The organism is Psychrobacter sp. ENNN9_III, assembly GCF_001462175.1.
GTDB lineage: Bacteria > Pseudomonadota > Gammaproteobacteria > Pseudomonadales > Moraxellaceae > Psychrobacter.
The window spans coordinates 1-25,781 of the sequence record NZ_LNUO01000052.1 but is presented as its reverse complement, the minus strand read 5'-3'; the positions used below and the strand labels follow the sequence as shown (position 1 = coordinate 25,781).

Sequence of the window (25,781 nt, the reverse complement as noted above, 5' to 3'; positions counted from 1 at the left end):
AGGCTGCGTATTATAACAGCCTATTTTTAGCCGTCAAGAAATATTTATATAAATTGCATTTTAATGAACTTAGCCTTAGCCAAATTATCCGACGAAGGCACGCTCGACTGCATAATCTGCCTGTACGCCCATACGTGGAGAGACAGTAAGACCAAAGCCATCTAATATCTCTGACACTTCCGCATTAAAAGGCATACTACCACAGAGCATGACGCGATCATCGTCTTTATTCATTGGAGGCAGGCCAATGTCTTCAAACAGTTTGCCTGATTTCATCAAGTCAGTGACGCGTCCAGTGTTTCTGAACGCTTCACGCGTGACAGTCGGATAGTAGATGAACTTTTCGCGGTACCATTCACCAAAGATTTCATCATTTGGTAGCTCATTTTCGAACATATCTCGATAAGCCAAATCATCAACGTAACGTACGCCATGGACCAAAATGATTTTATCAAAGCGCTCATAAACTTCAGGATCACGAGCCAATGCTAAGAATGGCGCAAGCCCAGTACCCGTTGATAGCATATAAAGATGTTTACCTGGCAGTAAATCATCAAGCACTAACGTACCTGTTGGTTTTTTGCTGACCAATAGCTCATCACCGACTTTGATATGTTGCAAACGTGACGTTAATGGACCATCTTGAACCTTGATAGAAAAGAATTCTAAATGCTCTTCATAGTTAGGACTAGCAATCGAGTAAGCGCGCAGTAAGGGTCTACCATCGATAGCGAGACCAATCATCGCAAACTCACCATTACGAAAACGTAAACCGTCATCGCGCGTGGTTTTGATGCTAAATAGAGCGTCATTCCAGTGATGAACCTCTGTGACCGTTTCGGTGCGAAGTTTTGACATAAAGTCCTCGTTAATAGATTGCTGACTACGTTGGTAGGTTTAAATGAGTATTAAATCAAAATTTTCAATGGTAGATTCAATATCTTAAAAGTGTCTGTTGCTTATAACCATTATCAAAATAAAGACAGTTAGCGCAACCGCTTAAGATCTAAAATATTAAACTTACTAATCTTGGGTGTTATAAGTTCAATGGCATTATGAGTCAAGCAAATAGGCTGTATTATAAACCGCTATTTTAGCATTATTATAAGCGTTATAAGGGGCTGGGAATGCCTGCAAAGTCTATGTATAGAGACGCTAGCATACGAATACAAACGATTCTCAACAAATTCCATGCTCATAATACCAAACTTTAGAATAAAAATCCGCTCAGGGGCTCTAAGCGGGCATGATAAAATAGAATATCGTTAGTAAATATTTTTGTATAGTCAGCTCAATATAAAAGAGATACAGCGTGATTAAGGCAGGTTTTTTGGAGAGTTTTATGTCAGGTGGCAATGTGTTAGAGGGCGATAAGTCAAAGGACAATATGTTAGAGAGCTATGCATTAGAAAGCCATCATCACGCGCCAATTATTGGCTACCATCGCGCACCCCTATCACAGAAGTTTGGGGCGCCAAGACAGCCAAATCTGGTGGCATTGACTAGCGTGATTGAGATGTTAGCGCCTTATGATACGCCAGCGGCATTTGTCGGATTAGAAGCCTTTAGTCATATTTGGCTTAGCTGGCAGTTTCATCACAATTATTTAAGTAAAGCCAGTCAAGTAAATGAAAACGGCCATATCAATAAAGCGGATAGCAATTTTCGCGCGCAAGTACGACCACCACGGCTGGGCGGTAATGAGAAGATAGGGGTGTTTGCCAGTCGCAGTATGTATCGACCATCAGGTTTAGGGCTATCTGTGGTCAAACTTGAACGGGTCGAGGTAGTACAAGGTCGCGTATTACTAGTCATTAGCGGTGCTGATATGATTGATGGTACGCCAATTATCGATATCAAACCCTATGTCGCTTATAGCGATGCTGTTGATGATGCAGAGAGTGGCTTTGCACCAACTGCGCCGGTACTGCTGGATGTGACGATAACTGAGTCTGCTCATGAGCAGTTTCTGACTTTGATTAATGTAGAGCAGGTCAAGATAGGTCAATCTGATACAACCAACCATCAAGATGTTGGTACAAATAATGCTACGGTATCTTCGATGGTTTGCAAGATACAAAGCCAATTGCTCATCTCTGATATCGACTCTATAAAAGCCTTAATCGCGCAAGATCCACGTCCCGCTTATCGCCGTACGGAGATAAATACAGCGTTTGTCATGCGTTATAAGACTGTGGATGTCAGCTTTCAGTTGCTAAAGACAGGGCAGTTGCAGATCACGGCAATTGTAGAAGTGGATTGAATTCAAGATAATGAGACCTTGTAGGGTGCTTTTTAAGCACCGCTTACCGATAATAAAAGAAGAAAAATATGTCCGCTCAGCAGTATTCGATAGTGATTGATTTACGTTGGTGTCTTGATGAATTGTTGGCAGACAGGGTGATTGACCAGCGTGGCTACAATTTGGTGATTACCAGTCGCCGTGATAAGGCGCAGCATCCGCTACTGACGATTAGTGAATTTGGTTTGCCAAATGGTCATGCGCTTGATAACAGCTCTGAGAATAAATTAACGCTCGCATGGCTCAACCAATGGCTGGCCGCCAAAGCAGATATGCCAATATTTCGCATTGATCCGTTAAAGGTTGATGTGCCGGCAGTGACGCGGCTGATGTCTTTTGAGTATGCGCGCTCGCAGCATATTTTGCCGATTGAGGTTACATTAGATGAGGTCATCATCGGTACCGATCAGCCGTTTTATACCGATTGGCACACAAACATCGAAAAAATCATCAAATCTAAAAGCTATCGCACGGTTTATATCAATCCTGAACAAATTAATCGCTATCGGCAAGAGTTCTACCAAGTTACGCAAGCGATTGCCGGCGCGAACAGCGTCCATAAGCGTGCAGCTGCTGATGTGACCAATGTTGAGGCCTTATTGCAGCTGGGCGACAATACCAATCCAGATGCCAACGATCAACATATCGTCAAAGTCGTCGATTGGCTGTTGCAATATGCCTTTGAGCAGCGTGCCAGTGATATTCATCTAGAGCCACGCCGTGAGACGGGAAAAGTGCGCTTTCGAATTGATGGCGTGCTGCATACTGTTTATGAGATGCCACTGGCGATTATAGTCGCGGTGACCGCACGTGTTAAAATTTTAGGACGTCTTAATGTCGCAGAAAAGCGCAAACCGCAAGATGGTCGCTTAAAAACACGTACCCATAATGGGATGGAAACCGAGCTACGTCTTTCTACCATGCCGACTGCCTTTGGCGAAAAGCTGGTTATGCGCGTCTTTGACCCAGAAGTACTGGTGCGCTCGTTTGCTCAGCTTGGCCTGTCGGGTAAGCAGCTTGAGACTTGGCATGAGCTGACAGCACATCCCAACGGCATTATTTTGGTCACTGGTCCGACGGGCTCTGGTAAAACCACGACGTTATACAGTACGCTCAAGCAGCTAGCGACGGAGCAGGTCAATGTCTGTACTATCGAAGATCCTATTGAGATGATTGAGCCAGCCTTTAACCAAATGCAGGTCAATGCAGGCGTGGATTTGCACTTCGCTGATGGTATTCGCTCCTTGATGCGTCAAGACCCAGACATCATTATGGTTGGTGAGATTCGTGATGCTGAAACCGCCAACATGGCTGTGCAAGCATCCTTAACTGGACACTTGGTGCTCTCGACGTTGCATACCAATGATGCGCCCAGTTCAATCACTCGCTTACATGATTTAGGAATTCAGCCGTTTTTGACTTCGGCAACTATCTTGGGTGTGATGGCGCAGCGATTATTACGGACGTTATGCCCGCACTGTAAGCAAGCCGTTGATGTTACGCCAGATAGCGAGATAGCTATCCAGTGGCAAGAGTTGGTACAGCCTTGGCGCGCTGCTGTGCCAGCACAAATCTATACGGCGCAGGGCTGTGAGCACTGTCGCCATACAGGTTATCAAGGCCGTGTCGGTCTGTACGAGATCATGCCATTGTCGAATGAGCTCAAAAAGCTGGTCGCCGCTGATGCCAATTTGGATACGCTCAAACAACAAGCGTACCGCGAAGGCGTGCAACCACTGCGCTTATCTGGGGCGAAGCGTATCAGTGAAGGGGTGACGACCATAGAAGAGGTGATGCGTGTGGTGCCACTTAATTAGCTATTATGGTTTAAGTTATTTTTAGCGCTCCCAGCGTACATTTTGGCGAATGATTTTTGCAGGTGTGCCTGCAACCATACAGTTTGGCGTCTCAATGGGCTTGTTGACAAAAGCACCTGCTGCAATGATACAACCGCTAGCAATAGAGACGTTTTTAGAAATGGTAACATTGGCGGCAATCCAGATGTGATCTCCTAAGACCACATCAGCATGAGCATCATTCAGTCGCACATTGGAGTCTATATCATAGACCTTGTGGACGTCAGTCGCCCGAATTTCGATGCCGCGCGATATCATGCAAGCGCTACCAATGGTCACGCTCTTATCGCGTGCCAAAATATAGCAATCTATGGCAGTGGTACGCGCACCGATATGAATGTGCAAGTGATTGCCAACGATTAATAATTGACCAGAAAATTTGACATGATCTGCGATAGTGATTTGATTGTGACTGCCATTGATATCGATTTTTAACTTGTTAAACTTACCATGCTCACCAATAGTGATTTGATTATCATGACCTTTACGAATGGTAATAACTGAATTGCCAATAATACGAGCGTCTTTAGCAATATCGATATGATTAACGTGACCGTTGTCCTGCAATAAGAACCGTTGCTTGTAAAAATACTTAGGTAGCAGAGTCTTTACAATAGGGGGTAGGGTAACGGTTTTTTTCTGATTCATAATGATAGGACTTGTGATGAATGAATAAAGAGTGCGATGTTTTGCTAGTGATACGCCATTATTAGCGTCGTGGGTTTATGAGGTTTTAGCCGTGTTTGCAGCACCGATAGTGCTAAGTTAAGTTTTATAAATAGCTATAGTCGATTCTAAATAAAATAGATACATTATATTTCAACGCGGAACTGGTATAAATTTTTCTGGCGTGCTGTGCCTGCGCAGACAGAGGCTGCGTAAAATTCATCCCAGTTCCACTGTATCGTTTTTATGCTGAATTCTCTATAGATTCAAAAATAGGTGAAATCGCTATGAAACCATTAATTTTTCATAATCCAAACTGCGGTACCTCTCGCAATACGCTTGCCATCATGAAGGCATCAGGCGAGCAACCGGAAGTAGTGGAGTATCTAAAAAACCCGCCGAGCCGTGACGAGTTGGTTGCGCTATTGGCAAAGATGAATATTTCGCCAAGAGAGTTACTACGTAGCAAAGAAGCCATCAATGATGAGCTGGGTTTAGACAATCCTGAGTTATCTGATGACGACATTATCGATGCGATGATGGCGCATCCTATCTTAATCAACCGTCCTATCGTGGTCACGGATAAGGGCGCAGCCTTGTGCCGACCATCAGAGCGGGTGTTTGAATTGTTAGACAATCCAGTGAGCAGCTTTACTAAAGAGGACGGCGAGACGATTTATCATGACAACAGCCAATAGAAATCAACCTCACGCAGAGGGTTTATTTAATCTAGATGACTTGCCCAATATTGATGCCAGTCAATTACAACCGATCGATATTGATTCCTTGGTTGCGCCAACTGACCCACGTCATCCGCCTAAGATACTGGTGCTATACGGGTCGTTACGTGAGCGCTCATTTTCTCGACTGGCGGCCGAGGAAGCGAGCCGACTACTACGTTGGTATGGCTGCGAGGTGCGGATGTTCAATCCGTCAGGGTTGCCGCTGCCAGATGATGCTGATAGCGATCATCCAAAGGTGCAAGAGCTGCGCGAGCTGGCACAGTGGTCAGAAGGCATGCTGTGGGTGAGTCCAGAGCGCCACGGCAGCATCACCAGTATTATGAAAGCACAAATCGATTGGATACCACTCGCACTGGGCGGCGTACGCCCAACTCAAGGTAAAACCTTGGCAGTGATGCAAGTGAGCGGTGGCAGTCAAAGCTTTAATACCGTCAATCAGCTGCGTATTCTTGGGCGCTGGATGCGTATGATTACCATCCCCAATCAATCGTCTATCCCTAAAGCCTTTTTAGAATTCAATGATGACAATCGCATGGATATGTCGCCTTTATATCTGCGCCTAGTTGATGTCTGTGAAGAGCTGGTGAAGTTTACATGGCTGACTCGTGGACGCTCGGCCTATCTGACCGATAGGTACTCTGAGCGGGTGGAAAGCGCTGAGGAAGTGTCGCAGCGTGTCAATCAAAAGTCGATTTAGTCTTTTATATAGTTGACCCACTTCAAAAACGATACAGTGCGGTTGGGATGAATTTTGTGCAGCATCGAAAGATAACAGCACGCAAGGAAAATTTATATCAACTGCACGATAGCATCAGCGTATCGATTTTATTTCGAACTGATTATAGATTCAATCGGCTAAACCAAATAGCTCAACAAAATCGGTTAAAACAAGCCGGTTAAACCAATTCGGTTAAAAAAAGCCAGCTTAAATAAGGTTGCTCCATGCTCGCATTAACTATCTTTATCGTGACTTTGGTTTTAGTGATATGGCAGCCTAAAGGCTTGGGCATTGGTTGGAGCGCGCTGGGCGGGGCGTTGGTCGCTTTAGCGTTTGGCGTGGTGCAGTTGTCTGATGTCGCTGTGGTGTGGGATATCGTTTGGGATGCGACCTTTACCTTTGTGGCACTTATCATCATCTCGCTTATCTTAGATAGGGCGGGGTTTTTTGGTTGGGCGGCGCTCCATGTGGCCAGACTTGGCAATGGACAAGGGCGCTTGTTGTTTCCCATGATTGTGATACTGGGCGCGTTTATCTCCGCGTTTTTTGCCAATGATGGCGCTGCATTACTCCTGACACCGATCGTCATCGCCATCTTGCTACGGCTTAAGTTTTCACCGCCGTCGGCATTGGCTTTTATCATCGCCACGGGCTTTATCGCTGACACCGCAAGTTTGCCGTTAGTGACGTCTAATCTGGTCAATATCGTCAGCGCCAATTATTTTGATATTGGCTTTGGACGTTATGCCGCAGTCATGGTGCCAGTCAACATCGTCTCTGTCATCGCGACATTAGCAGTGCTGTGGGTGGTCTATGCCCGCCAAATCCCAACACACTACTCTATTGCCAATCTTAGCGCGCCTACGTCAGCTATCGAAGATCCGCTGGTGTTTAAAGCCGCTTTTCCGCTATTAGCCTTGTTATTGGTTGCTTATTTTGCCACCGAGTCACTAGGTATTCCTATCTCCTTCGTGACTGGCGCTGCTGCGCTGGTGCTGATGGCAATTGCAGGTCGCTGGTGGCAAGGTGGTCGGGGTGCTGTTGTTTCTGTATCTGACGTCGTACGTAAAGCGCCTTGGCAAATCGTATTGTTTTCAATCGGTATGTACTTGGTCGTTTATGGGTTGGGTAACGCAGGACTGACGGCTTATGGTGCCCAAATACTGAATTGGTTAGGGCAGCAGGGCAATATTATCGCGACAGTAGGCACGGGATTTCTTTCAGCGATCGTGGCTTCTATCATGAATAATATGCCATCTACCTTAGTAGGCGCATTGGCTATTGATAGCGCGCAAGTACCCGCAGCGACTCGCGAGCTGATGATATATGCCAATGTCATTGGCAATGATTTGGGGCCAAAGTTTACACCCATCGGTAGCCTTGCGACATTATTATGGCTACATGTGTTGGCAGAGAAGGACTATAAAATCAGCTGGGGGCAGTATATGAAAATCGGGTTGCTCATTACGCCGCCAGTGTTACTAGCTACGCTGTTGGCTTTGGTGGTTTGGTTGCCGATTCTACCGAGTTATTGAGAAGCTATAGTCGATTCGCTTTAAAACCGATACAGTGCTCGCTACAAAATTACCTCAACTTGGAAGTAATAGTCATCTTTGATAGTAATGCTGACTTTGCCGTTATGGGCGTTGACAATAGCTTGCACAATGGATAATCCCAGACCTGATCCTGCGTGCATAGTCTTGGTTTGATCATGTCGATGGAAGCGCTCAAATAATTTATCCGCATCGCTTTGAGTCAGGGGCTTAGCCAATTTATTAGTTATGGTGATTGTTAACGTAGAGGTTGTAGCTGCTTCAATAATAATGACGCTATCACTAGCCGCATAATAGATGGCATTTGACAGTAGATTGGCAAACAATCTTTGCAACAAACTTTTATCGCCTAGCACTGTGCCAAAGCTGCCTGTTTTTTCAAAAGTTATCTCACGATCTTCCGCTATTAACTCAAAGTAATCTATGAGCTTAGTAATAAGTAAGTCTGTATCGACAGGTTTAAGCTGCGAGTCTTCAAGTCCTTTTTGAGTTTTTGCTAGCAAGAGCATGTTATTAATCAGCGCAGATAATTGCTCAAGCGTGTCATGCTGATGATGCAACTGCTCGATATATTCATTGGTGTTTCTTGTCTTGCTAAGCATGACCTGAGTCTGAGTGCCAAGGGTTGCAAGCGGGGTACGCAGTTCATGCGCGATATTATCCGAGAAGCGGGATAGCGATTCAAAGTTGCTCTCAAGCTTACTCATCATCAAGTTATAAGACTCAGCAAGCGGGCGCAGCTCGCGTGGCATATCACTAACGATGACTCGTTCATCCAGCTTTTCAGGGTTGATGCCTTTCATCTTTTGGACGATAGTAGATAAAGGCGCAAAACCCCAGTAGACACTTAATGCGGCGACTGATACCAATAGCAGGGTAATCGCTATCAATATCATACTGAGCTGGCGGTTAAACTGTAATAAATACTGATGATGGACATCAATAGGCAGGGCGATAAGCGCGAGCATTTGATTGTCTTGAATGATAACGGCGCGGTAACTTCTATTATTTATCTCCACGACAAACTGCTGCTCGTGATGGTCTTGCCATAGAGATGGCAGGTTGAAATCTGTGGGTAACTCATCGGCAAAGCTACTCGGAGCACTAGACAATAAGCGACCGTTTTTATCCGCTATGAGCGTCTTTAGATCGTAGTCCAGCCAAGAGGAATGAAGGTGATCAGAGCCAATCGAGGCTGATGTTGGTAAAGTGGGTGAGTTCAGCGAAGTTGCTGCAGATAGTGAAGAAGGTAAAGTTGGAGAAGCCGTTTCTTCATCGAGATGGATTATGCGCTTGCGTAGATTAAACGCGGCATGCGTAATAATCTCTGAATCCATTTGCTCAAAGTGACCATTTACAGAGCGCTGAACCCAGATATAAATAACGATTTGAGAGATGACAACGAATATCGTCAGTAAAAAAATCGTCCGCCATAGCAGAGGTAAGCGTCGATTTTCAAAGTTATATTTCATTTTATTTGGCTTCAGTGCTATTGGTGGCAACACTATTCATTACATTGTCATTGATGGTAGCGTTATCAGTACTCGTATCCGAAGTATTTATGGCATCCAATCGATAGCCCATCCCGCGCACGGTATGAATTAGCTTTATAGCAAATTCATCATCGATTTTGAGTCGCAGACGTCTTATAGCGACGTCAATGACATTGGTATCACTATCAAAATTCATGTCCCATACTTGCGAGGCGATGACGGAGCGTGGCAATACCTCACCTTGACGTTCTAACAAAAATTGCAATAGGGAGAACTCTTTTGCTGTGAGTTTAATGGCGGTATCACCTCTGTGTACAGTGCGCTTGGCAATGTCCATTTTTAGATCTGCTATTTGCATAATAGTGCTTTTATAATCTGCTTGATTGGCGCGGCGGAGCAGACTCTTTATTCTGACTATTAATTCTGCAAAGGCAAAAGGTTTGGTTAGATAGTCATCTCCGCCGATTTCAATGCCTTTGATTTTATCACTCAAATCATCTTTTGCCGTCAAAAATAAGACGGGCGTATGCTTGCCAGCGGCGCGGTAATTGCGTACCAACTCAAAGCCACTGACATCAGGTAGCATCACATCCATTAACACCACGCTGAACTCATCTGTCATCAAGGCATGATAGCCGTCTAGACCAGTTGTATGATGGTCAACGATAAAGCCCGCTTCAGTTAGCCCCTTTTTTATATACTCTCCAAGTTTTATCTCATCTTCTACTAGTAATACTTTCATTGTTGTTCCTTTAAATATCACTCTGATAATTGGTAGCTTAACACTGAATCATTTTTAGACACGTCTATACATCAATTGGTTCGATTGCCTAGTTGTAATAAAGACTTGTATGACAAGTTTGATTTATTTCTAACAAACATGTCATGTCTGCGTCATTAAGCTGTCAGTCTCAGTTTAGTATTCTCAATCAACGCTAAATATGAGGCTTTGTTTGCTAGAGACGGTTTCTAAAAAATAAAGTTAACTTCTATAAATAGCTTCACTAACAAACATTCTACTTGAATGTCCAATTATTTATCTTTGAGAGTATTATATGAAAAATTATGGTCTTCTAAAAAATGCAGCGCTATTGTCGCTATCGATGTCACTGTCAATGTTTGTCGGCATATCAGCAGCAAACGCGCATACTACCAACCTAAGCACTTCAATTCTTAACAACTGCGATGCGGTTACTCAATTTGCAAAAAATGCGGATCACAATGATGCGCAGATATCTGATGCGCAAATGAAAAGCTATATCGATGCAAGAGTAGCCTGTCAAGTTCAGCATCAAGATCAACACCTGCAAGCTGAGAAGTATTTTGTAGACAAGTATGGTCGAGATCGCGACAGTAATGCTAAGGCAATACTAGAGGATTATGTGCAACATTAAAATCTATAGATGCGAAGATGACAGAATTGTCATCTTGGTGTCATCTGTCAGTCAGAATGAGTAAGTTATCATTTAGGCTGATTTGATAGCCTTAGTCTTTGATAGCTTTAAATTTCAATATATTCTTAAGTTTCAAGATGTTAAAGCCAAATTTAACCCAGCGTAAGCTTTACTAGCTGTTAATCAAATCAAATAAGGAATTATTATGTCACCATTTAAATCAATCATCGTTACTGCTGTTGCTCTAGTCGTTTCAACGTCTGCTATGGCTCATGATCCAAAATTGCACGCACAAAAGGATCAAATGAACTGTAAAAAGATGGAAAAACATATGCAAATGATGCAAAAGATGGATCATAGCAAGATGGATATGAACGACCCTGCCATGAAAGCAATGATGGCTAATATGGGAAAAATGAAGCAAATGCATCAAAAACACTGCGTCAGTAGTGACAATGGAAGTAATGACAGTAAATCTTAAGAATTTTGAATATAGTCCTATGAAATATACATCACTATCAGGCAGCTTTGCTGAATAAGCAGTTTTATTAAGTAAACAGCCGTGCTAAATGAGAGTGGTGTATTAACAAAAATAGATTTTAGGATAAATACATGAAATTCTTATTGGGGATACTTTTTGCCGTTGTTGTTGCGATCGCTGGTGTTTTTGCTGTGGTTACTAGTGGTGTCGTAAACGTTGGGGCCGATCAAGAGCATAGCCCAATGATGTATAGCTTCTTAGAAACCGCTCGCAATCGTTCAATAGAAAATGCCAGTAAAGATATCATCGTTCCAGATTTAGCACAGGTAGACATGATTAGCACTGGCGGTGCAGATTATAAAGATATGTGCGCAGGCTGCCATTTATCTCCTGGTGTAGAACAGACTGATCTTAGTCAAGGCCTATATCCAAAGCCACCTAATTTCACCAATACTGATATTGTTGAGCGTTATCAAACGCAGGCGGGTGCTAGACAAGGGTTTTGGGCAATTAAACATGGCATCATGGCGTCTGGGATGCCAGCTTGGGGCGCAACGCATGATGACGATAGAATGTGGGCCATGGTCGCGTTTATCAGATCGTTACCTGAATTAGATAAAAGTCAGTACACTATGCTAACAACAAGATTGGACGACGATATGCTGGATATGGCATTTGATAGTGACATGATGGGTATGTCAGATGACGGATCTGAAATGCAGCATTAATGATTAAATATATACACAAACGCTTAGGAGTGACTTTATGAAGCGCTATACCAATATGTTTTCTAATGAACACAACCGGTTATCTGGTCGTGTTCTTTTAGTGATGGCGACATCTTCACTACTACTAGCGGCTTGTAGCCAATCAAATACGAGCGCTTCTGATTCAAAGCCTGTAGCGTCTGAACCAACGGTCGCTACGCAATCGGCACAGGTAGCACAGCCCCAAGCTGAACTGACGGCGGTTACAGCTCCTATCATTAACCAAACAGAGCTACTTAAAGATGTCTCCGCCACTGTTTATAAAGATGCCAATTGTGGCTGTTGTAAAGAATGGGTAGGTTATGCAGAAGATAATGGTTTAAACGCCACTGCGCAAGACGTTGCAGACTTGTCGGTATTTAAAGAGCGTTATAGCGTACCACCGCAAATGCAGTCTTGTCATACCGCAGTCACCACCGATGGTTATGTCTTTGAAGGTCATGTCCCGGCCAAGCACATGGCACAATTCTTAGAGAATCCACCTAGCGATGCTATTGGACTTGCTGTACCAGGCATGCCAGTCGGTAGCCCTGGTATGGAGTATCAAAACCAGTTTATGCCGTATCAAATCATGCAAATCAATAAAGACGGTACAACCAGCGTTTATGCCGATGTTGAGTCGCCGCAGCAGCAATTGTAATTTGATTGATGTTTAAAGTAGATCGTTTAGTACAAACTCAATTCCCATTTTATGGATTAAGTTAGGTCATTATTATGAATAATAAAAACATGCTTAACCGCAGGCGTTTTTTGACAGGGTCATCGACGCTACTTGGTGCGTCTATGCTATCGACGCTACCAACCATTGCAAATAGTGCCTTGGGTGCAAATCAAAAAAACGTCGTCATTAACAGTGATAAACCCGATCACAAAGTACCCATACTGACAGGCACAGAGTTTGATCTGTATGTCAGCAAAAAGATGATTACGGTTAATGGCAAGACGAGCATGGCGACGCTTATCAATGACTCATTGCCAGCGCCAACGCTAAAAATGCGCGAAGGTGATACGGTAGTGATTCGCGTGCACAATCAGATGAATGAGTCGACCTCTATCCATTGGCATGGTCTGCTAGTGCCATTCGAGATGGACGGCGTGCCAGGTATTAGTTTTGATGGTATCCCAGCCAATAGCACCTTTACGTATAAATTTACCCTAAAACAAGCGGGTACTTATTGGTATCACTCGCATACTGGATTCCAAGAACAAACCGGTATGCGCGGGGCGATTGTCATTGAACCAAAAGGACGCGAACGTCATCCTACCCAAGAAGACCATGTCATTTTACTCAGTGATTGGACGCACCGTGACCCACACAACTTGCTGAAACTATTAAAACAGCGGGCAGACTTTGATAATTATCATTTGCCAGATTTTAAGAAGCTTTTGTCCGATATTGCCGCAACGGATTTAGAAGCTGCTTTTGATAAGCGCAAAATGTGGAATCAGATGCGCATGATGCCGACAGATTTTACCGATCTGTCTGGTGAAAAGACCTTTACTTATTTGATGAATGGTAAAACCACTGCGGCTAACTGGACGCAACTTGTCAAGGCTGGACAGCCTGTCAAACTACGTTTTATCAATGGCTCCGCGCAGACGATATTTGATGTGCGTATACCAGGACTGAAAATAAAAGTAGTTGGTACAGATGGTAATGATGTCGCGCCTGTTGATGTCGATGATTTTCGTATTGGAGTGGCCGAGACTTATGATGTCATCGTCACACCAACCAAAGATGCTCATACTATATTTGCCCAAAATATCGATCGGACGGATTATGTGGCGACCACGCTTGCTACTAAAAAGGGCGCACGTGCACCAATACCGGCTATGGATAAAGTTGAATGGCTAACCATGGCTGATATGATGGGTGCGATGGGAGATAAAGGTTATCACGCTCGACATGCCAAAACAGAATACGACTTTAAGACCGATATGCGCGTCGATAGTCCACGTATGAACCTTGATGATCCAGGCATCAACCTGCGCAACATTGATAGACAGGTTCTGACATACAGTCAGCTGCGTTCTGTTGATGAGCATATTTTGGCTGAGCAGAAAAAAACCGACTAGAGAGCTTGAGATTCACTTAACAGGCAATATGGAGCGTTATATTTGGGCATTGGATGGGATTATGTTTCGGGATGCTGCGCCTGTTAACATCAAACCTAATGAGCGCGTGCGTATCACCTTAGTCAATGACACTATGATGAATCATCCGATGCATTTGCATGGTATGTGGAGCGATCTGCGTGCGCCTGATGGTGACTTTCAGGTTCGTAAGCATACGATCACGGTACAACCTGCTCAAAAGATTAGTTTTGATGTTACGGGTGAAGTTGGACGCTGGGCTTGGCATTGCCACCTGCTTTATCACATGGAAGCTGGGATGTTTAGAGAAGTTGCCGTTGTTTAATGAACCTTTGAATATGAGCCTTATTATGAAAATATATAAAGTAGGTCTACCGTTTATTGGCATGTCATCTTTGATATTATTAATGTCACCTTTAGCAAATGCTGCTGAGATGTCGCACATGGATCATGGCAGTATGGACATGTCAGGTGATATGTCAGATATGGATCACAGTGGCATGGATATGTCAGGCGATATGTCAGATATGGACCATAGCGGTATGGATATGTCAGGTGATATGTCAGATATGGACCATAGCGGTATGGATATGTCAGGTGATATGTCGGATATGGACCATAGTGGCATGGATATGTCAGGTATGGATCATGGCAGTATGGACATGTCAGGGATGCAAGGCGGTGAACCGCCAGCCGATGCTCGTAGTCCAGATTATTCAAATGGCGTTCCTTATGGAGAACATGGCAAGCCTGTGATGATGGGTAGCTTACCGCTATGGGGCGTGTCAGTAGACGATTTGGGCTATCAGTTCGAGGAGGATCAAATCAATTATGAGTTTGACACGTGGTACGGTACAGACAGCAACCGCGTATCGCTACGTAGCGAAGGTAGTATTCAAACTAAAGATGAGAAAGAAATTGATAGCTTAACCTCACTATCTTACTGGAAGCCGCTTAGTATCTTTTGGAATGGGGAGGCTGGTATTGCTTATGATACCGAAAATGACAAGCCTGCTGTGATGGCTGGCATTGTAGGCACTGCGCCATATTTCATCGAAACTGACGCTAGAGCCTATGTATATACCGATGGACAAGTCCGTCTGGATCTAGGTGCGGAGTATGAGTGGCGCTTAGATCAGCATTGGGTAGTCATTCCAGAAGTAGAGCTGACGGCATTTAGTAAAGACGATACGGATAACAATATTAGTAAGGGATTTAACGAACTAGAAACCGAAGTCAGGCTGACTTATGAGACACTGAGTCGACAGCTTGCGCCTTATGTGGGTATTAGCTATGAGACTGCCTTGAGCGACGCACGAGATTTGCGACGCCAAGAAGACGAAGCTGTTGATTCTAGTAGTGTGACAGCCGGTGTGAAGTTTTGGTTCTAGTGTTAATCATCTAAGCAAAAAACAGGCTATAACACTAGCTCCGAAAAAAGGCACCTCTTTAGTTAGGTGCCTTTTTTTACTAAATTAAGGACGAAATTATGAATAATCATATGGATAATAAACAGAAACAAATGAACCCCTATGTGAAGTTCACCCTGATGATTTTAACATCGACAGTAGTGATGTTTATCATGATGTACTTTAATACATATAAATGGGATCACGTTTATTTTAGTGAGACCAGAGCTTATATGGCGTTATATATGGGCGCTATGATGGCTATTATCATGCTTGCCTTTATGGGTAATATGTATAAAAAGACCAAGATCAATCTAATGGTCTATGGGATTAGCGTCGTACTATTTGCCTTTGGCATATGGGGCGTTAGATCGCAACAAACGGTTGATCAGGTCGATTGGATGCAAGCGATGATACCGCATCATTCTATTGCTATTTTGACCAGTACCCGTGCTGATATCGAAGATCCGCGTGTGCGCCAGCTTGCTGATGACATTATCGAAGCACAAAAGCGTGAAATCGGTGAGATGCAACAATTGATTGATGAATTGGAATAACTAGAACAGACTATTGCCAATTTCGAGTATTACGTATTCGAGACTATCGAGTAAATAGCTTATTGAAAGGTATACGTTCACCCGCTATTGTTATATCATTACTACTAATAAGGGAATGATAAATAAGGAGTCCTTATAATGGTGATTATGATGCATGGTATGCCTAATGTCGTTATGCACGGCATGATGAATGGTTCAATTCATGGCATGGGATGGGGAAGATCGATAGTCTCCTTATCGTTTACGGTACTGGTTTTTGCTGTACTGATATTGGCTATTTTGGCACTGATTAAATATCTGCGTAAATCAGACTAAGTCTGAGGCTCAATTAAATGGTTAGGCAGGTAAAGCAGAGTAGAAACCACGGCTATCAGCGCTTGATATAATTGGTTCAAAATCTCTACTCGTTGTCTTCAAGGAGTGATTTTATGAAGCATGTTGACGATACAAAGTCTATAGAAGGCGGACAGTACGATAAAGTACCTACTGGCTATAATGGCACAATCTTTATCTGTCCCATGCATCCTGAGGTTAGAGATGTTGAGAAGAGCGATTGCCCAATATGCGGTATGTTTCTACAACCTAAAGACCAAGTTGTTAAAGAGGTCGCTGATTCCAAAGACCATGAAGACAGTCACGCGCATTGTCACGGAGCAGACGCTCACAGCGGCGACGTAAAACCCGTTAAAGGCGGGAAATACGACAAAGTACCAGACGATTACAAGGGTACAGTCTATATCTGTCCCATGCATCCCGAAGTCCGAGACGTTGAGAATAGCGGCTGTCCGATATGCGGCATGGCACTTGAGCCAGAAACGGTTACTGTCGGTGAGGAAGACACGTCTGAGCTTGATGATATGACGCGTCGATTTTGGATTTGTACCGTGCTTACTTTACCGCTATTTATCTACGCTATGGGCGAGATGGTTGGGATAAATTTAGATAATATTGGTCAATATGATATCTCAGGCCCCGTCTCGCAGTGGTTGCAATTAGCGCTTGCTACTCCCGTTGTACTGTGGGGCGCCGCGCCGTTCTTCGTTCGAGGCTGGCAGTCTATAAAAAGCCGCAATCTAAATATGTTTACTTTGATTGCGATAGGCGTAGGCGCTGCTTATATTTTTAGTATTATCGCGACCTTTTTCCCGCATATTTTTCCAGACAGTTTCAGAGATAGCGCTGGTCAAGTCGGTGTGTATTATGAAGCGGCAGCTGTCATCGTAACCTTGGTGCTGTTGGGTCAAGTATTAGAGCTAAAAGCCAGAAGTCAGACCTCGGGCGCAATTCGAGCATTGCTTGAGCTGGCACCGCCAACTGCAAGACGTGTTGATGAACATGACAATGAAGTTGAGGTCGCGCTTGATGAGGTCGTCAGTGGTGATAAGCTAAGAGTTAGACCCGGAGAGAAGCTGCCAGTAGATGGTACTGTACTCGATGGTAATAGCAATGTTGACGAATCAATGGTTACGGGCGAGCCAATCCCTGTCTCAAAAGTAGCAGGAGATACAGTCACTGGCGGTACGGTGAATGGCACTGGCACGTTGCTTATTGAGGCGGTCAACGTCGGAGCAGATTCGGTATTATCCAAAATCGTACAAATGGTTAGCGATGCCCAGCGTAGCCGTGCGCCTATCCAGCGCTTGGTAGATCAGGTGGCTGGCTGGTTTGTGCCTATTGTCATTGTCACCTCCATCATCACCTTTATTGTGTGGGCGATATTCGGACCTGAGCCGGCTATGGCCTATGCACTGGTTAACGCTATCGCAGTACTCATTATCGCCTGTCCTTGTGCGCTTGGGCTGGCAACGCCAATGTCAATCATGGTCGGTACAGGCATGGGCGCACAAAACGGCGTATTGATTAAAAACGCCGAAGCGCTTGAGACTATGGAAAAGGTTGATACTATCGTTGTTGACAAGACCGGTACGCTAACCGCTGGTAAGCCTGAATTGACTGCTATTGATGCGCTGGCAGGTCAAGATGAGGATGAGTTTCTGGCTTTGGTCGCCGCGGTAGAAAGCGCGAGCGAGCACCCTTTGGCAGAAGCTATTGTGAGAGCGGCTCAAGATAAATCGCTTACTATCCCTAAAGCCCAAGACTTTAATTCGACGACGGGTGAAGGCGTACAGGCCGTGGTCAACGGCAAACAAGTCGCTATCGGTAACTCCAAGCTTATGGAGCGTGTAAATAGCTTCGATCAGGATTTATCTACGAAAGCTGACGTGCGTAGAAAAGACGGTGAAACGGTCATGTTTGTGGCGATAGATGGTACAGCTGCAGGTATTATTTCAGTGGCTGACCCTATCAAACCAAGCACCAAGGAAGCTATAGGACTGCTACACGAAGCTGGGCTAAAAGTGGTCATGCTAACCGGTGATAACGAAAAAACCGCGCAGGCCGTCGCCAATAAATTAGGTATCGATGACGTCCATGCCGATGTGTCACCAGAAGACAAAAACCGCATCGTTAAAGAGATGCAAGGCAGTGGTCAGTTGGTTGCAATGGCAGGAGACGGTATCAACGACGCGCCTGCACTAGCGCAAGCAAATGTCGGTATTGCGATGGGCACGGGTACGGACGTGGCGATGGAAAGCGCTGGAGTTACCTTATTAAAAGGTGATTTGATGGGTATTGCCAAAGCCCATAAGCTTAGCCACGCCACCATGCGTAATATTAGACAGAATCTGTTCTTCGCCTTTATCTATAATACGCTTGGCGTACCGATTGCTGCAGGCGTGCTCTATCCCGTGTTTGGGCTGCTGCTTAGTCCTATGATAGCAGCGGCTGCTATGAGCTTGTCGTCAGTCTCGGTGATTGGTAACGCTCTTAGGCTGCGGGGTTTGGATTTATCGAAATAGCACTGGGTATCAAGATCAAACGTAATGTGGTTTAAAAATACCTAAGATAATCTAATAAGAAACAGTGATTGAAAGGGCTAGCACTGCATGCAGTGGTGGCTCTTTTTTATGAACTATAACGATAATTGAACTGTCAAATTCATAATCTTTTAATTTACAAACTTTTCCTGTATCTGAGATTTTAAACTTAAATCAGCATATATCTGTTTGAGTCTGCGGTTTTCTTTAAGCTCTTTTAAATGCTTCACATCAGATGCTTCTATAATGCTTCTATACCACTATATTTAGACTTCCATTTGTAGAAGGTTGAACTAGTGATATCGTATTTACGGCATAGCTTTTTGGCAGGCAACCCCACATCAGCTTCTTTTAAAATGGATATAATTTGCGTTTCAGTGATACGTTTGCTCATGTTAAAACGTTTTATGGATGTTTTATAAAAAACTCTATGGCTAAGGTCTATTAGTTTAGGAAATAGTTATACGAGCATAGAATTTTTATGATTTTTCATCAGCAACTTTTATGCTGATCTCTCGTATATGTTTCTTAGGTTTGTAATTTGGCCTTAAAACTTCTTAATAAAATGATGTCTATTGCACATAACTGACATTAACTGCTCTAGTAGAGCTATGCATTCACATACAAATAAGATACCATCGACAATATTTTCTTAGTCGACTGGTGTACAGCCTACAATATTGTATTTACAGCGATATTTATAACAACTTTATATTAACCTTTTGGACAGTGTTCTTATGAAATTTAGAAAAGATATTAATGGCCTCAGGGCAATCGCAGTTATCGCTGTTCTGCTATTCCATTTCAATCCTTCTTGGATGCCAGGAGGCTTTGCTGGCGTTGATGTCTTTTTTGTAATTTCAGGGTTCTTAATGACTGGAATAATATTTAAAGGGATTGAGCAAGACAGATTTTCTATTCTAAAATTCTATGTTGCTCGCGCCAATAGAATCATTCCTGCTCTAGCATTGCTTTGCTTAGTCCTGATGATTTTTGGTTGGTTTTACCTTACGCCCTTTGATTACAGAGTATTAGGTAAGCATGTTGCCAGTAGTATAGGTTTTTTATCCAACGTCATGTACTGGAGGGAAGCTGGATATTTCGATGCAGCTTCTCTTGAAAAATGGCTGTTACATACTTGGACATTATCAGTAGAATGGCAGTTTTACATTATCTATCCATTGATTCTGGTTGCTATGCGTAAGTTTCTGTCAATAAAGACTATGAAACTTATGATACTAGTGGCAACGGTTCTAGGCTTTATATTTTTGTGTTTTTTCTACTTACAAATGGCCCAATGCCTCTTACTTCTTATTGACTACCAGAGCGTGGGAGATGTTGATTGGTGGTGTTGCTTATTCTTATCCTTTTACCTTAAAGGAGAACAGAAAAAGGTTTGTAGAGTGGATAGGGGTAGCTTTGGTTGTCAGCTCTTATTTTTTAATATCAGCAGAAAATCCTTGGCCAGGTTACCTAGCGTTATTTCCGGTTCTAGGATCGTTCCTAATTATCCAAGCACAGCGTAACGACAGTATTATTACGAGTAATATAGTCTTCCAAAAACTAGGAGCTTGGTCTTACTCAATTTACCTTTGGCATTGGCCACTTGTTGTAGCTATATACTACTTCTCACTAAGTAGCTCTTATATTTATTTAGGTATGGCACTCTCTATACTACTTGGGTTTTTGAGCTACAAATATGTTGAAAAAATCAATTTCAGAAGAGAGTTTGGCAACTTATTTACGTATTTAAAGCACAAGCCTATATACATGGTATTGGCAATTGGTGTCCTAGGAAGCTTTGTTTTTGTAGATAAAGGGGTTGAGGAAAGATTTTCGTTAAACGCATCTGACAAAAGTATTATTGATGGCCTAAAAATACCTTATAGAAATAACGGTTATTGTTTTTATTCATCTCACGACCCAAGTTTTGAGGTAAGCCAAAGTAAGGGGATCGATTGTTATTTAGGTAATAAAGAAAAAAATGCCAAAACATTACTATTTGGTGATTCTTTTGCTGGTCATAATGAACCATTTTTTGACGAGGTATTTAAGGCTAATGACGCATCCTTTCAATCAATAGTTACCAACTGGTGTGTTCCGTCTCTTACCGAAAACTTTATAGGTTCGAAAACGAATAAGGCCTATGAGCAATGCTTATTAAACAGGAAATACCTGAAAGAAAATATGCAAAATTATGAAAATTTAATATTCGCAGGATCGTGGGGTAATGCTTTAGAATTTGAACAGTTTAAAGATGTGGAAAAACTGATTGATGAAGCAGCTAAGCTAGATGTAAATATATTCCTTATGGCAGCTCCTTACGATTACAAAAAAAACCCGTTACAAGGTTTTTATAAAAGTATTTACTTTGATCAACCATTTGATATAGATGCTTTCGATGGTAATGACACATTTGTAAGTAAAGCAAACATGAGACTGAACAATTTATCTCAAAAACATGACAATGTTTATTATATTGACAGAACAATGCTCTATGAAAATAACAACACTTTTGATGTTAATGGAACTAATGTTCCGTACACTTTTGATGGAGATCATATCTCAGTTATAGGTTCAAAATATTCTGCAAAACACTTTATGAACCACAGTAATTACCAAGCTATGATAAATAACTTTGAGTTAAACTAACTGTTTGAGGGCTAAAAGGGGGCGTATGCCCCTTATTGTGGCGTCATAACTAGCGATATACGCTAGAACTGTGGTCACAGCTATCAATACAGCGAATTTCTAGTACAAGGCACTATACATGACCAATAACAACCCCTTTAACCTTATTCCGCTCAATCCTACCGGCAGAAACGAAGAAGACAACGTCAATACTTATGCTCCTGAAGACATGATAACCATATACGAGCAACAGTTTCTCACGCCAGTGCCTGAAAATGAGCTGACCGAGTTTTTACCAGCGCTAAAAGCCTTTTATGATATCGATGATAATACTTTAGATATCAGCGCGGTTATCTTTGACGCTATAACTGACGCTACTATCATCTATAATCACAAGGTAAAGACAGGCGATTATCAGATAGTAGGAAGCTTAGTACCAGAGCAGATTGAAAACAGCGAAGACAATGTAGACGATGAAAATAGTGATAGCCAAGCCTACACGATAGACTGTATGCGCACGTTTTTTATCAATGATGTAGAGATACCTTATCATTTTAATTTATTTATCCAAGGCGATGGTTATTCTACCTTGACCGAAAAAAACACCGTGCTAGAAAAAATATATTGGTTCGTCAATGCTGGATTTGATGAGCACTTATTAGGCAATCCTGAGGATGCCGTAAGCTTAGAGTCTATCAATGAAGAGCTGGCCAGATTGGGTATAAGAGAGATGGATCTGAGCACCATACATCAATTGGTTGATTATATTGAAGACAATCTTATCGATGATAAAATGGCTGAAGCGTTGAATACCCTCATAGATGACGCTGAATAGAATTGGTTTTAGTCGTAGGATGCATTGTACGTACTCTATGAGATAGAGCCAGCCAACATATAGTCAGATTGGTATAAAAAAATGCAGAGAGACTGGAATAAATTTTACAAAGCCTCTGTCAGCGCAGACACAGCACGCAAGAAAAATTTGTACCAGTCTAGCGAATCTATGCAGTGCATCTCTTTTATTTAGTATCGACTATATAAGAGTAGCTATAAACGCTACACGCTTACAAACATCCTAAACAAGCCCAAACTGCGACTCAACCGCTTGCCAAATACGCGCGCTAACCTCCTTGGCAGTGCCTGACGCATCAATGCGACGAATACGCTCAGGGTGCGCGGCAGCAAGCGCAGTAAACCCTACGTGCACTTGGGTAAAAAACTCCATTGCTTGCTGCTCAAAGCGGTCAGCCGCACTACGTTTACCTGCACGGCTCATGCCCTCGAGCACAGGTAAATCAAGCCAAAGTGTCAGCTCAGGCAGCCTTGGGACAAACTGTGCAATAAGCGTCTCAATTTTTGCTAATACCTCACTATTACCCTGCGCACGACCAAAGCCTTGGTAGGCAATAGTAGAGTCCGTAAAGCGATCACAGATGACCCAAGTACCGCGTTGTAATGCTGGGACAATCACTTGCTGAATATGATCGCAGCGAGCGGCAAACAATAGCAACAGCTCAGTGTCATCGTTGATGTCGGTCGTAGGGTCTAATAAAATAGCACGCAGACGCTCAGCGAATGGACTACCGCCAGGCTCACGTGTCCGTAGATAGTCAATACCCGCCGTTTCTAAACGCGTGCAAAGCTGCTCGATAGCGGTTGTTTTGCCCACACCTTCGGTACCCTCAAAGCTGATAAAGCGTCCATTCTTGCTCAGTGTTTTTATGTCGGACGCTCCTTTTTGAATAGCCAGTTGGGTTGCTTGTGTGTTTATGGGTACTGACATGGTATTGCCTTGTATTTCAAAATTGTTTTACTTATTTTTATGCAAAATAAAAAATGGCTATCGAGCCTTTAACACTCGTAACCAAGACTCGTTGCTACTCTCTTACTCTGGCGGTATTTGGGACTTTCTTTCACGCATGACTTTTAAGTAGTCTCTTACCGCTTGGTTATGCTCGTCCAAGCTATTGGTAAACTTATGACCTCCATTGCCTGTTGCCACAAAATATAAGGCTTCGCTATCAGCTGGGTGTAATGTGGCTTCGATAGAAGCAGCAGATGGCAGGGCGATAGGCGTGGGCGGCAAACCATCAATCTGATAAGTGTTATACGATGTTTTCTCATCGATGTCTTGACGGCGAATATTGCCATCGTAGCGGCTACCCATGCCATAAATAATGGTCGGATCCGTCTGCATGCGCATCCCTTTATTCAATCGATTGGTGAATACGGCGGCCACCAGCTCACGCTCTTCAGGCACACTGGTCTCTTTTTCGATGATAGAGGCCATAATCAATGCTTCATAAGGCGTCTTATACGGCAAGTCTGGTGCACGGTTTTCCCAAGCTAGGGTCAATGCTTGCTGCTGGCGCTTATATAGATCAGTCAACACCTGCTTGTCACTGGCATCTTCGCCATAATAATAGGTATCAGGAGTGAACCAACCTTCAAGATTGTAGCTAACAATAGGGTCGTCGCTATTGGTCACTGAGTCAGGCAGTATACCCACCAAATCCAGCGCTTTTGCGATACTGGCATTGTCACTATCGGCGGTCAGTACTTCTTTTTTGATACCTGGGTTGTCGCGTAGATTTTGATACAAGTCTTTAGCGGTTTTGCCTTCGATGACTTGTACTTTTACCATCGCCACCTTCGCACCTTGTTGCAAGACGTGCAATGCTTCTGCTATCGTCGGGTTCTCTGGCAATTGATAGATACCTGCATGCAGCGGTGCATCTACTTGCGACTTGATATAAAACTTGGCAATGCTGGCAGAAAACAGCGGGATTTGCTGTTGCCACTGCGGAAGCAAGCCATAATAAGTGTCGCCCTGTTCAATCGTCACCTTTTGCTTGGGCTGCTCGATACGACCAAACAACGTTTGATAAACCATCACCAATAAAAAGGCAGCAATCAGTCCCAATACCAATAGAATCTGATAACCACGCTGCATAAAAAACGACTGGTTGTCTTTTTTGTACTCGCGCGGGGTGTTTTGACCATTGACCAAAGAAATATCTGTCGCTGGTGCTTTGTCGTCAGTCTCAGTGTCTTGAGATGTCTTAGCAGGGTCGTTAATAGTGCCGTCTCGCTTGTCTGATGGAGTATCATTAGGACGTTCAGGAGGCGTTTCAGGTGTAGGCTTGCTCATGGCAACTCGCGAGGCAGATGTTTGCTAGAATTTAGCATTGAACCGTGTGCTTTTCAATGTTATTTGTTTAGCTTATCGATTAACTTGGCATTTAGGCTAAGTTATATGGCTTAATATTAATACCTTTTATTGGGGTTGATACGTCTACATCCTTTTCTTTTATTAATAATAAAAACTGATTATGAATCTACATTTCGATCAAAGCCTTGCTAAAAACTATAACTCTCAGGCTCAAAAGATTCGGGTACTCAGTGAGGCATGGGTGAAAAACAATGGTTACTGCCCCAACTGTAGCACTCAGCCGTTATTTGAATTTGCTAATGGCAGGCCGGTCGCTGATTTTTATTGTTCAAACTGTGACGAGCAATATGAACTAAAAAAGTAAAAAGGCAAAAATTAAGCAATATCATCAATGATGGTGCTTATAAAACCATGATTGAACGTATCAATAGTGACGATAACCCAAGTTTTTTCTTTTTGACTTACTCCAAAGAATGCACCGTTAATAGTTTTTTGATCATTCCTAAGCATTTTTTTAAGCCGGATATGATTGTAAAACGTAAACCTTTATCAATAACTGCCAAACGCGCAGGTTGGGTCGGCTGCAATATCGACTTGCGTAAAGTACCAGAATCAGGAAAAGTGTTTTTAGTCAAAGACCAGAAAGTCGTAGCACGCGCAAATGTCACCCAGCAGTTTCAAAAGACCTTGTTTTTACGTGAGCAAACACAGCAGACACGTGGTTGGACGTTAGATGTTTGGCAGTGTATCGATAGACTTGATGACAAGTTTTCTTTGCAGCAGGTTTATTCTTTTACCAATGAGCTCCAGCTCAAACACCCTGATAACAACCACGTTGACGATAAAATCCGCCAGCAATTACAAGTTCTTCGCGATAAAGGCATTATTGAGTTTTTGGGTCGTGGGCACTATCGAAAATTATACTAATCGCGTCTCGTTATACCGCTCAGGTTTAGGCTGTCCTCTTCTATTGCACAAGTCCACGTAACAAAAGACGATCACTTCTTCTATTGCACAAGTCCACGTAACAAAAGACGATCACTTCTTCTAAGACTTTTTGCGATGTTAA

The 25,781-nt window shown here is 43.1% G+C and carries 25 protein-coding genes and 2 pseudogenes; 20 read left to right on the top strand and 7 right to left on the bottom strand.

Annotated features, from left to right (window positions below; translation table 11 throughout):
- Nucleotides 1–84 precede the first annotated feature (84 nt).
- Entirely contained in the window at nt 85–858 is a 774-nt protein-coding gene (locus tag PENNN9_RS03985) for a ferredoxin--NADP reductase (RefSeq protein WP_058368442.1), read from the bottom strand.
- Between the two features lie 529 nt (nt 859–1,387).
- Here PENNN9_RS03985 and tsaA point away from each other — a divergent pair.
- Nucleotides 1,388–2,263: a tRNA (N6-threonylcarbamoyladenosine(37)-N6)-methyltransferase TrmO gene (gene tsaA / locus PENNN9_RS03980; RefSeq protein WP_058368444.1), complete on the top strand. Its 876-nt coding sequence runs from the start codon at nt 1,388–1,390 to the stop codon at nt 2,261–2,263.
- Nucleotides 2,264–2,331: 68 nt separating this feature from the next.
- Entirely contained in the window at nt 2,332–4,119 is a 1,788-nt protein-coding gene (locus PENNN9_RS03975) for a GspE/PulE family protein (RefSeq protein ID WP_058368441.1), read from the top strand.
- A gap of 21 nt (nt 4,120–4,140) precedes the next feature.
- Here the strand turns inward: PENNN9_RS03975 and PENNN9_RS03970 are convergent, their stop codons facing one another.
- Entirely contained in the window at nt 4,141–4,806 is a 666-nt protein-coding gene (locus PENNN9_RS03970; protein ID WP_082637980.1) for an acyltransferase, read from the bottom strand.
- A gap of 305 nt (nt 4,807–5,111) precedes the next feature.
- Here PENNN9_RS03970 and arsC point away from each other — a divergent pair, with 305 nt between their 5' ends.
- The 3 genes from arsC (at nt 5,112) to PENNN9_RS03955 (ending at nt 7,820) form a co-directional block, all read left to right on the top strand.
- A complete protein-coding gene (gene arsC / locus PENNN9_RS03965; RefSeq protein ID WP_058368439.1) occupies nt 5,112–5,522 on the top strand; it encodes an arsenate reductase (glutaredoxin) in 411 nt (136 codons plus the stop codon).
- Nucleotides 5,506–6,264, top strand: a complete 759-nt coding sequence (gene arsH, locus PENNN9_RS03960; protein WP_058368438.1) for an arsenical resistance protein ArsH — start codon at nt 5,506–5,508, stop codon at nt 6,262–6,264. Before arsC ends, arsH begins: the two co-directional genes overlap by 17 nt.
- Nucleotides 6,265–6,509: 245 nt before the next feature.
- Nucleotides 6,510–7,820, top strand: coding sequence for an arsenic transporter (locus PENNN9_RS03955; RefSeq protein ID WP_058368437.1), 1,311 nt, complete (start codon nt 6,510–6,512; stop codon nt 7,818–7,820).
- A gap of 41 nt (nt 7,821–7,861) precedes the next feature.
- Here PENNN9_RS03955 and PENNN9_RS03950 read toward each other — a convergent pair whose 3' ends face one another.
- Together PENNN9_RS03950 and PENNN9_RS03945 are read right to left on the bottom strand one after the other, a co-directional pair.
- Nucleotides 7,862–9,310 carry an ATP-binding protein gene (locus tag PENNN9_RS03950; protein ID WP_058368436.1) on the bottom strand — a complete coding sequence of 483 codons (1,449 nt, stop codon included), beginning with the start codon at nt 9,308–9,310 and terminating at the stop codon, nt 7,862–7,864.
- A 1-nt stretch (nt 9,311) separates the two neighbouring features.
- Nucleotides 9,312–10,073, bottom strand: a complete 762-nt coding sequence (locus PENNN9_RS03945) for a heavy metal response regulator transcription factor (protein WP_058368435.1) — start codon at nt 10,071–10,073, stop codon at nt 9,312–9,314.
- A gap of 313 nt (nt 10,074–10,386) precedes the next feature.
- On the opposite strand from PENNN9_RS03945, the gene PENNN9_RS03940 reads away from it, so the two are divergent.
- From PENNN9_RS03940 to PENNN9_RS03905, 10 genes are all read left to right on the top strand, one after another.
- Nucleotides 10,387–10,725 carry a hypothetical protein gene (locus tag PENNN9_RS03940; RefSeq protein WP_058368434.1) on the top strand — a complete coding sequence of 113 codons (339 nt, stop codon included), beginning with the start codon at nt 10,387–10,389 and terminating at the stop codon, nt 10,723–10,725.
- 205 nt (nt 10,726–10,930) lie between these two features.
- Nucleotides 10,931–11,206: a hypothetical protein gene (locus PENNN9_RS03935; RefSeq protein ID WP_058368433.1), complete on the top strand. Its 276-nt coding sequence runs from the start codon at nt 10,931–10,933 to the stop codon at nt 11,204–11,206.
- 131 nt (nt 11,207–11,337) lie between these two features.
- Nucleotides 11,338–11,934, top strand: a complete 597-nt coding sequence (locus PENNN9_RS03930; RefSeq protein ID WP_058368432.1) for a c-type cytochrome — start codon at nt 11,338–11,340, stop codon at nt 11,932–11,934.
- A gap of 37 nt (nt 11,935–11,971) precedes the next feature.
- Nucleotides 11,972–12,613, top strand: coding sequence for a DUF411 domain-containing protein (locus tag PENNN9_RS03925; protein WP_058368431.1), 642 nt, complete (start codon nt 11,972–11,974; stop codon nt 12,611–12,613).
- Nucleotides 12,614–12,687: 74 nt separating this feature from the next.
- Nucleotides 12,688–14,049 carry a copper resistance system multicopper oxidase gene (locus PENNN9_RS03920; RefSeq protein ID WP_319822887.1) on the top strand — a complete coding sequence of 454 codons (1,362 nt, stop codon included), beginning with the start codon at nt 12,688–12,690 and terminating at the stop codon, nt 14,047–14,049.
- Complete coding sequence (locus tag PENNN9_RS12965) at nt 14,012–14,392, top strand: multicopper oxidase domain-containing protein (protein ID WP_319822886.1); 381 nt, start codon at nt 14,012–14,014, stop codon at nt 14,390–14,392. Before PENNN9_RS03920 ends, PENNN9_RS12965 begins: the two co-directional genes overlap by 38 nt.
- Nucleotides 14,393–14,417: 25 nt before the next feature.
- Nucleotides 14,418–15,458, top strand: coding sequence for a copper resistance protein B (locus tag PENNN9_RS03915; protein WP_058368430.1), 1,041 nt, complete (start codon nt 14,418–14,420; stop codon nt 15,456–15,458).
- 98 nt (nt 15,459–15,556) lie between these two features.
- A complete protein-coding gene (locus tag PENNN9_RS03910) occupies nt 15,557–16,033 on the top strand; it encodes a DUF305 domain-containing protein (protein ID WP_058368429.1) in 477 nt (158 codons plus the stop codon).
- A 138-nt stretch (nt 16,034–16,171) separates the two neighbouring features.
- Nucleotides 16,172–16,348, top strand: a complete 177-nt coding sequence (locus PENNN9_RS12660; protein ID WP_156410065.1) for a hypothetical protein — start codon at nt 16,172–16,174, stop codon at nt 16,346–16,348.
- A gap of 113 nt (nt 16,349–16,461) precedes the next feature.
- Nucleotides 16,462–18,891, top strand: a complete 2,430-nt coding sequence (locus PENNN9_RS03905) for a copper-transporting P-type ATPase (RefSeq protein WP_058368428.1) — start codon at nt 16,462–16,464, stop codon at nt 18,889–18,891.
- 259 nt (nt 18,892–19,150) lie between these two features.
- Here the strand turns inward: PENNN9_RS03905 and PENNN9_RS12505 are convergent, their stop codons facing one another.
- Nucleotides 19,151–19,303: a transposase gene (locus tag PENNN9_RS12505; RefSeq protein ID WP_082637979.1), complete on the bottom strand. Its 153-nt coding sequence runs from the start codon at nt 19,301–19,303 to the stop codon at nt 19,151–19,153.
- Nucleotides 19,304–19,646: 343 nt separating this feature from the next.
- On the opposite strand from PENNN9_RS12505, the pseudogene PENNN9_RS13270 reads away from it, so the two are divergent.
- The 3 genes and pseudogenes from PENNN9_RS13270 to PENNN9_RS03890 form a co-directional block, all read left to right on the top strand.
- Nucleotides 19,647–20,538, top strand: a pseudogene (locus PENNN9_RS13270) (acyltransferase family protein); the annotation flags it as partial.
- A 30-nt stretch (nt 20,539–20,568) separates the two neighbouring features.
- Nucleotides 20,569–21,561: an SGNH hydrolase domain-containing protein gene (locus tag PENNN9_RS13265; protein WP_058368426.1), complete on the top strand. Its 993-nt coding sequence runs from the start codon at nt 20,569–20,571 to the stop codon at nt 21,559–21,561.
- A 118-nt stretch (nt 21,562–21,679) separates the two neighbouring features.
- Complete coding sequence (locus tag PENNN9_RS03890) at nt 21,680–22,375, top strand: hypothetical protein (RefSeq protein WP_058368425.1); 696 nt, start codon at nt 21,680–21,682, stop codon at nt 22,373–22,375.
- 240 nt (nt 22,376–22,615) lie between these two features.
- On the opposite strand, the gene tmk is transcribed toward PENNN9_RS03890, so the two are convergent.
- Both tmk and mltG read right to left on the bottom strand, forming a co-directional pair.
- Nucleotides 22,616–23,323: a dTMP kinase gene (gene tmk, locus PENNN9_RS03885; RefSeq protein ID WP_082637978.1), complete on the bottom strand. Its 708-nt coding sequence runs from the start codon at nt 23,321–23,323 to the stop codon at nt 22,616–22,618.
- A 102-nt stretch (nt 23,324–23,425) separates the two neighbouring features.
- Nucleotides 23,426–24,691 (bottom strand): endolytic transglycosylase MltG, encoded by a 1,266-nt coding sequence (mltG, locus tag PENNN9_RS03880; RefSeq protein WP_058368424.1) that lies wholly within the window; start codon nt 24,689–24,691, stop codon nt 23,426–23,428.
- Between the two features lie 181 nt (nt 24,692–24,872).
- Here mltG and PENNN9_RS13625 point away from each other — a divergent pair.
- Both PENNN9_RS13625 and PENNN9_RS13620 read left to right on the top strand, forming a co-directional pair.
- Nucleotides 24,873–25,354, top strand: a pseudogene (locus PENNN9_RS13625) (DpnI domain-containing protein); the annotation flags it as partial.
- A complete protein-coding gene (locus tag PENNN9_RS13620) occupies nt 25,334–25,639 on the top strand; it encodes a hypothetical protein (RefSeq protein ID WP_413771735.1) in 306 nt (101 codons plus the stop codon). The pseudogene PENNN9_RS13625 and the gene PENNN9_RS13620, both read left to right, overlap by 21 nt.
- The last annotated feature ends 142 nt before the right edge of the window (nt 25,640–25,781 follow it).

Excerpts from the sequence above, each read along its gene's own strand:
- PENNN9_RS03940 (WP_058368434.1), top strand. The coding sequence starts at position 10,387 with ATGAAAAATTATGGTCTTCTAAAAAATGCAGCGCTATTGTCGCTATCG.
- PENNN9_RS03925 (WP_058368431.1), top strand. The coding sequence starts at position 11,972 with ATGAAGCGCTATACCAATATGTTTTCTAATGAACACAACCGGTTATCT.
- PENNN9_RS03970 (WP_082637980.1), bottom strand. The coding sequence starts at position 4,806 with ATGAATCAGAAAAAAACCGTTACCCTACCCCCTATTGTAAAGACTCTG.
- PENNN9_RS12965 (WP_319822886.1), top strand. The coding sequence starts at position 14,012 with ATGAGCATATTTTGGCTGAGCAGAAAAAAACCGACTAGAGAGCTTGAG.
- PENNN9_RS03955 (WP_058368437.1), top strand. The coding sequence starts at position 6,510 with ATGCTCGCATTAACTATCTTTATCGTGACTTTGGTTTTAGTGATATGG.
- tsaA (WP_058368444.1), top strand. The coding sequence starts at position 1,388 with ATGTTAGAGAGCTATGCATTAGAAAGCCATCATCACGCGCCAATTATT.
- PENNN9_RS13265 (WP_058368426.1), top strand. The coding sequence starts at position 20,569 with ATGGCACTCTCTATACTACTTGGGTTTTTGAGCTACAAATATGTTGAA.
- tmk (WP_082637978.1), bottom strand. The coding sequence starts at position 23,323 with ATGTCAGTACCCATAAACACACAAGCAACCCAACTGGCTATTCAAAAA.
- PENNN9_RS03950 (WP_058368436.1), bottom strand. The coding sequence starts at position 9,310 with ATGAAATATAACTTTGAAAATCGACGCTTACCTCTGCTATGGCGGACG.
- mltG (WP_058368424.1), bottom strand. The coding sequence starts at position 24,691 with ATGAGCAAGCCTACACCTGAAACGCCTCCTGAACGTCCTAATGATACT.
- PENNN9_RS03930 (WP_058368432.1), top strand. The coding sequence starts at position 11,338 with ATGAAATTCTTATTGGGGATACTTTTTGCCGTTGTTGTTGCGATCGCT.
- PENNN9_RS03910 (WP_058368429.1), top strand. The coding sequence starts at position 15,557 with ATGAATAATCATATGGATAATAAACAGAAACAAATGAACCCCTATGTG.
- PENNN9_RS03975 (WP_058368441.1), top strand. The coding sequence starts at position 2,332 with ATGTCCGCTCAGCAGTATTCGATAGTGATTGATTTACGTTGGTGTCTT.
- PENNN9_RS03985 (WP_058368442.1), bottom strand. The coding sequence starts at position 858 with ATGTCAAAACTTCGCACCGAAACGGTCACAGAGGTTCATCACTGGAAT.
- PENNN9_RS12505 (WP_082637979.1), bottom strand. The coding sequence starts at position 19,303 with ATGAGCAAACGTATCACTGAAACGCAAATTATATCCATTTTAAAAGAA.
- PENNN9_RS03945 (WP_058368435.1), bottom strand. The coding sequence starts at position 10,073 with ATGAAAGTATTACTAGTAGAAGATGAGATAAAACTTGGAGAGTATATA.
- arsC (WP_058368439.1), top strand. The coding sequence starts at position 5,112 with ATGAAACCATTAATTTTTCATAATCCAAACTGCGGTACCTCTCGCAAT.
- PENNN9_RS03920 (WP_319822887.1), top strand. The coding sequence starts at position 12,688 with ATGAATAATAAAAACATGCTTAACCGCAGGCGTTTTTTGACAGGGTCA.
- PENNN9_RS03890 (WP_058368425.1), top strand. The coding sequence starts at position 21,680 with ATGACCAATAACAACCCCTTTAACCTTATTCCGCTCAATCCTACCGGC.
- PENNN9_RS12660 (WP_156410065.1), top strand. The coding sequence starts at position 16,172 with ATGGTGATTATGATGCATGGTATGCCTAATGTCGTTATGCACGGCATG.
- PENNN9_RS03915 (WP_058368430.1), top strand. The coding sequence starts at position 14,418 with ATGAAAATATATAAAGTAGGTCTACCGTTTATTGGCATGTCATCTTTG.
- arsH (WP_058368438.1), top strand. The coding sequence starts at position 5,506 with ATGACAACAGCCAATAGAAATCAACCTCACGCAGAGGGTTTATTTAAT.
- PENNN9_RS03935 (WP_058368433.1), top strand. The coding sequence starts at position 10,931 with ATGTCACCATTTAAATCAATCATCGTTACTGCTGTTGCTCTAGTCGTT.
- PENNN9_RS03905 (WP_058368428.1), top strand. The coding sequence starts at position 16,462 with ATGAAGCATGTTGACGATACAAAGTCTATAGAAGGCGGACAGTACGAT.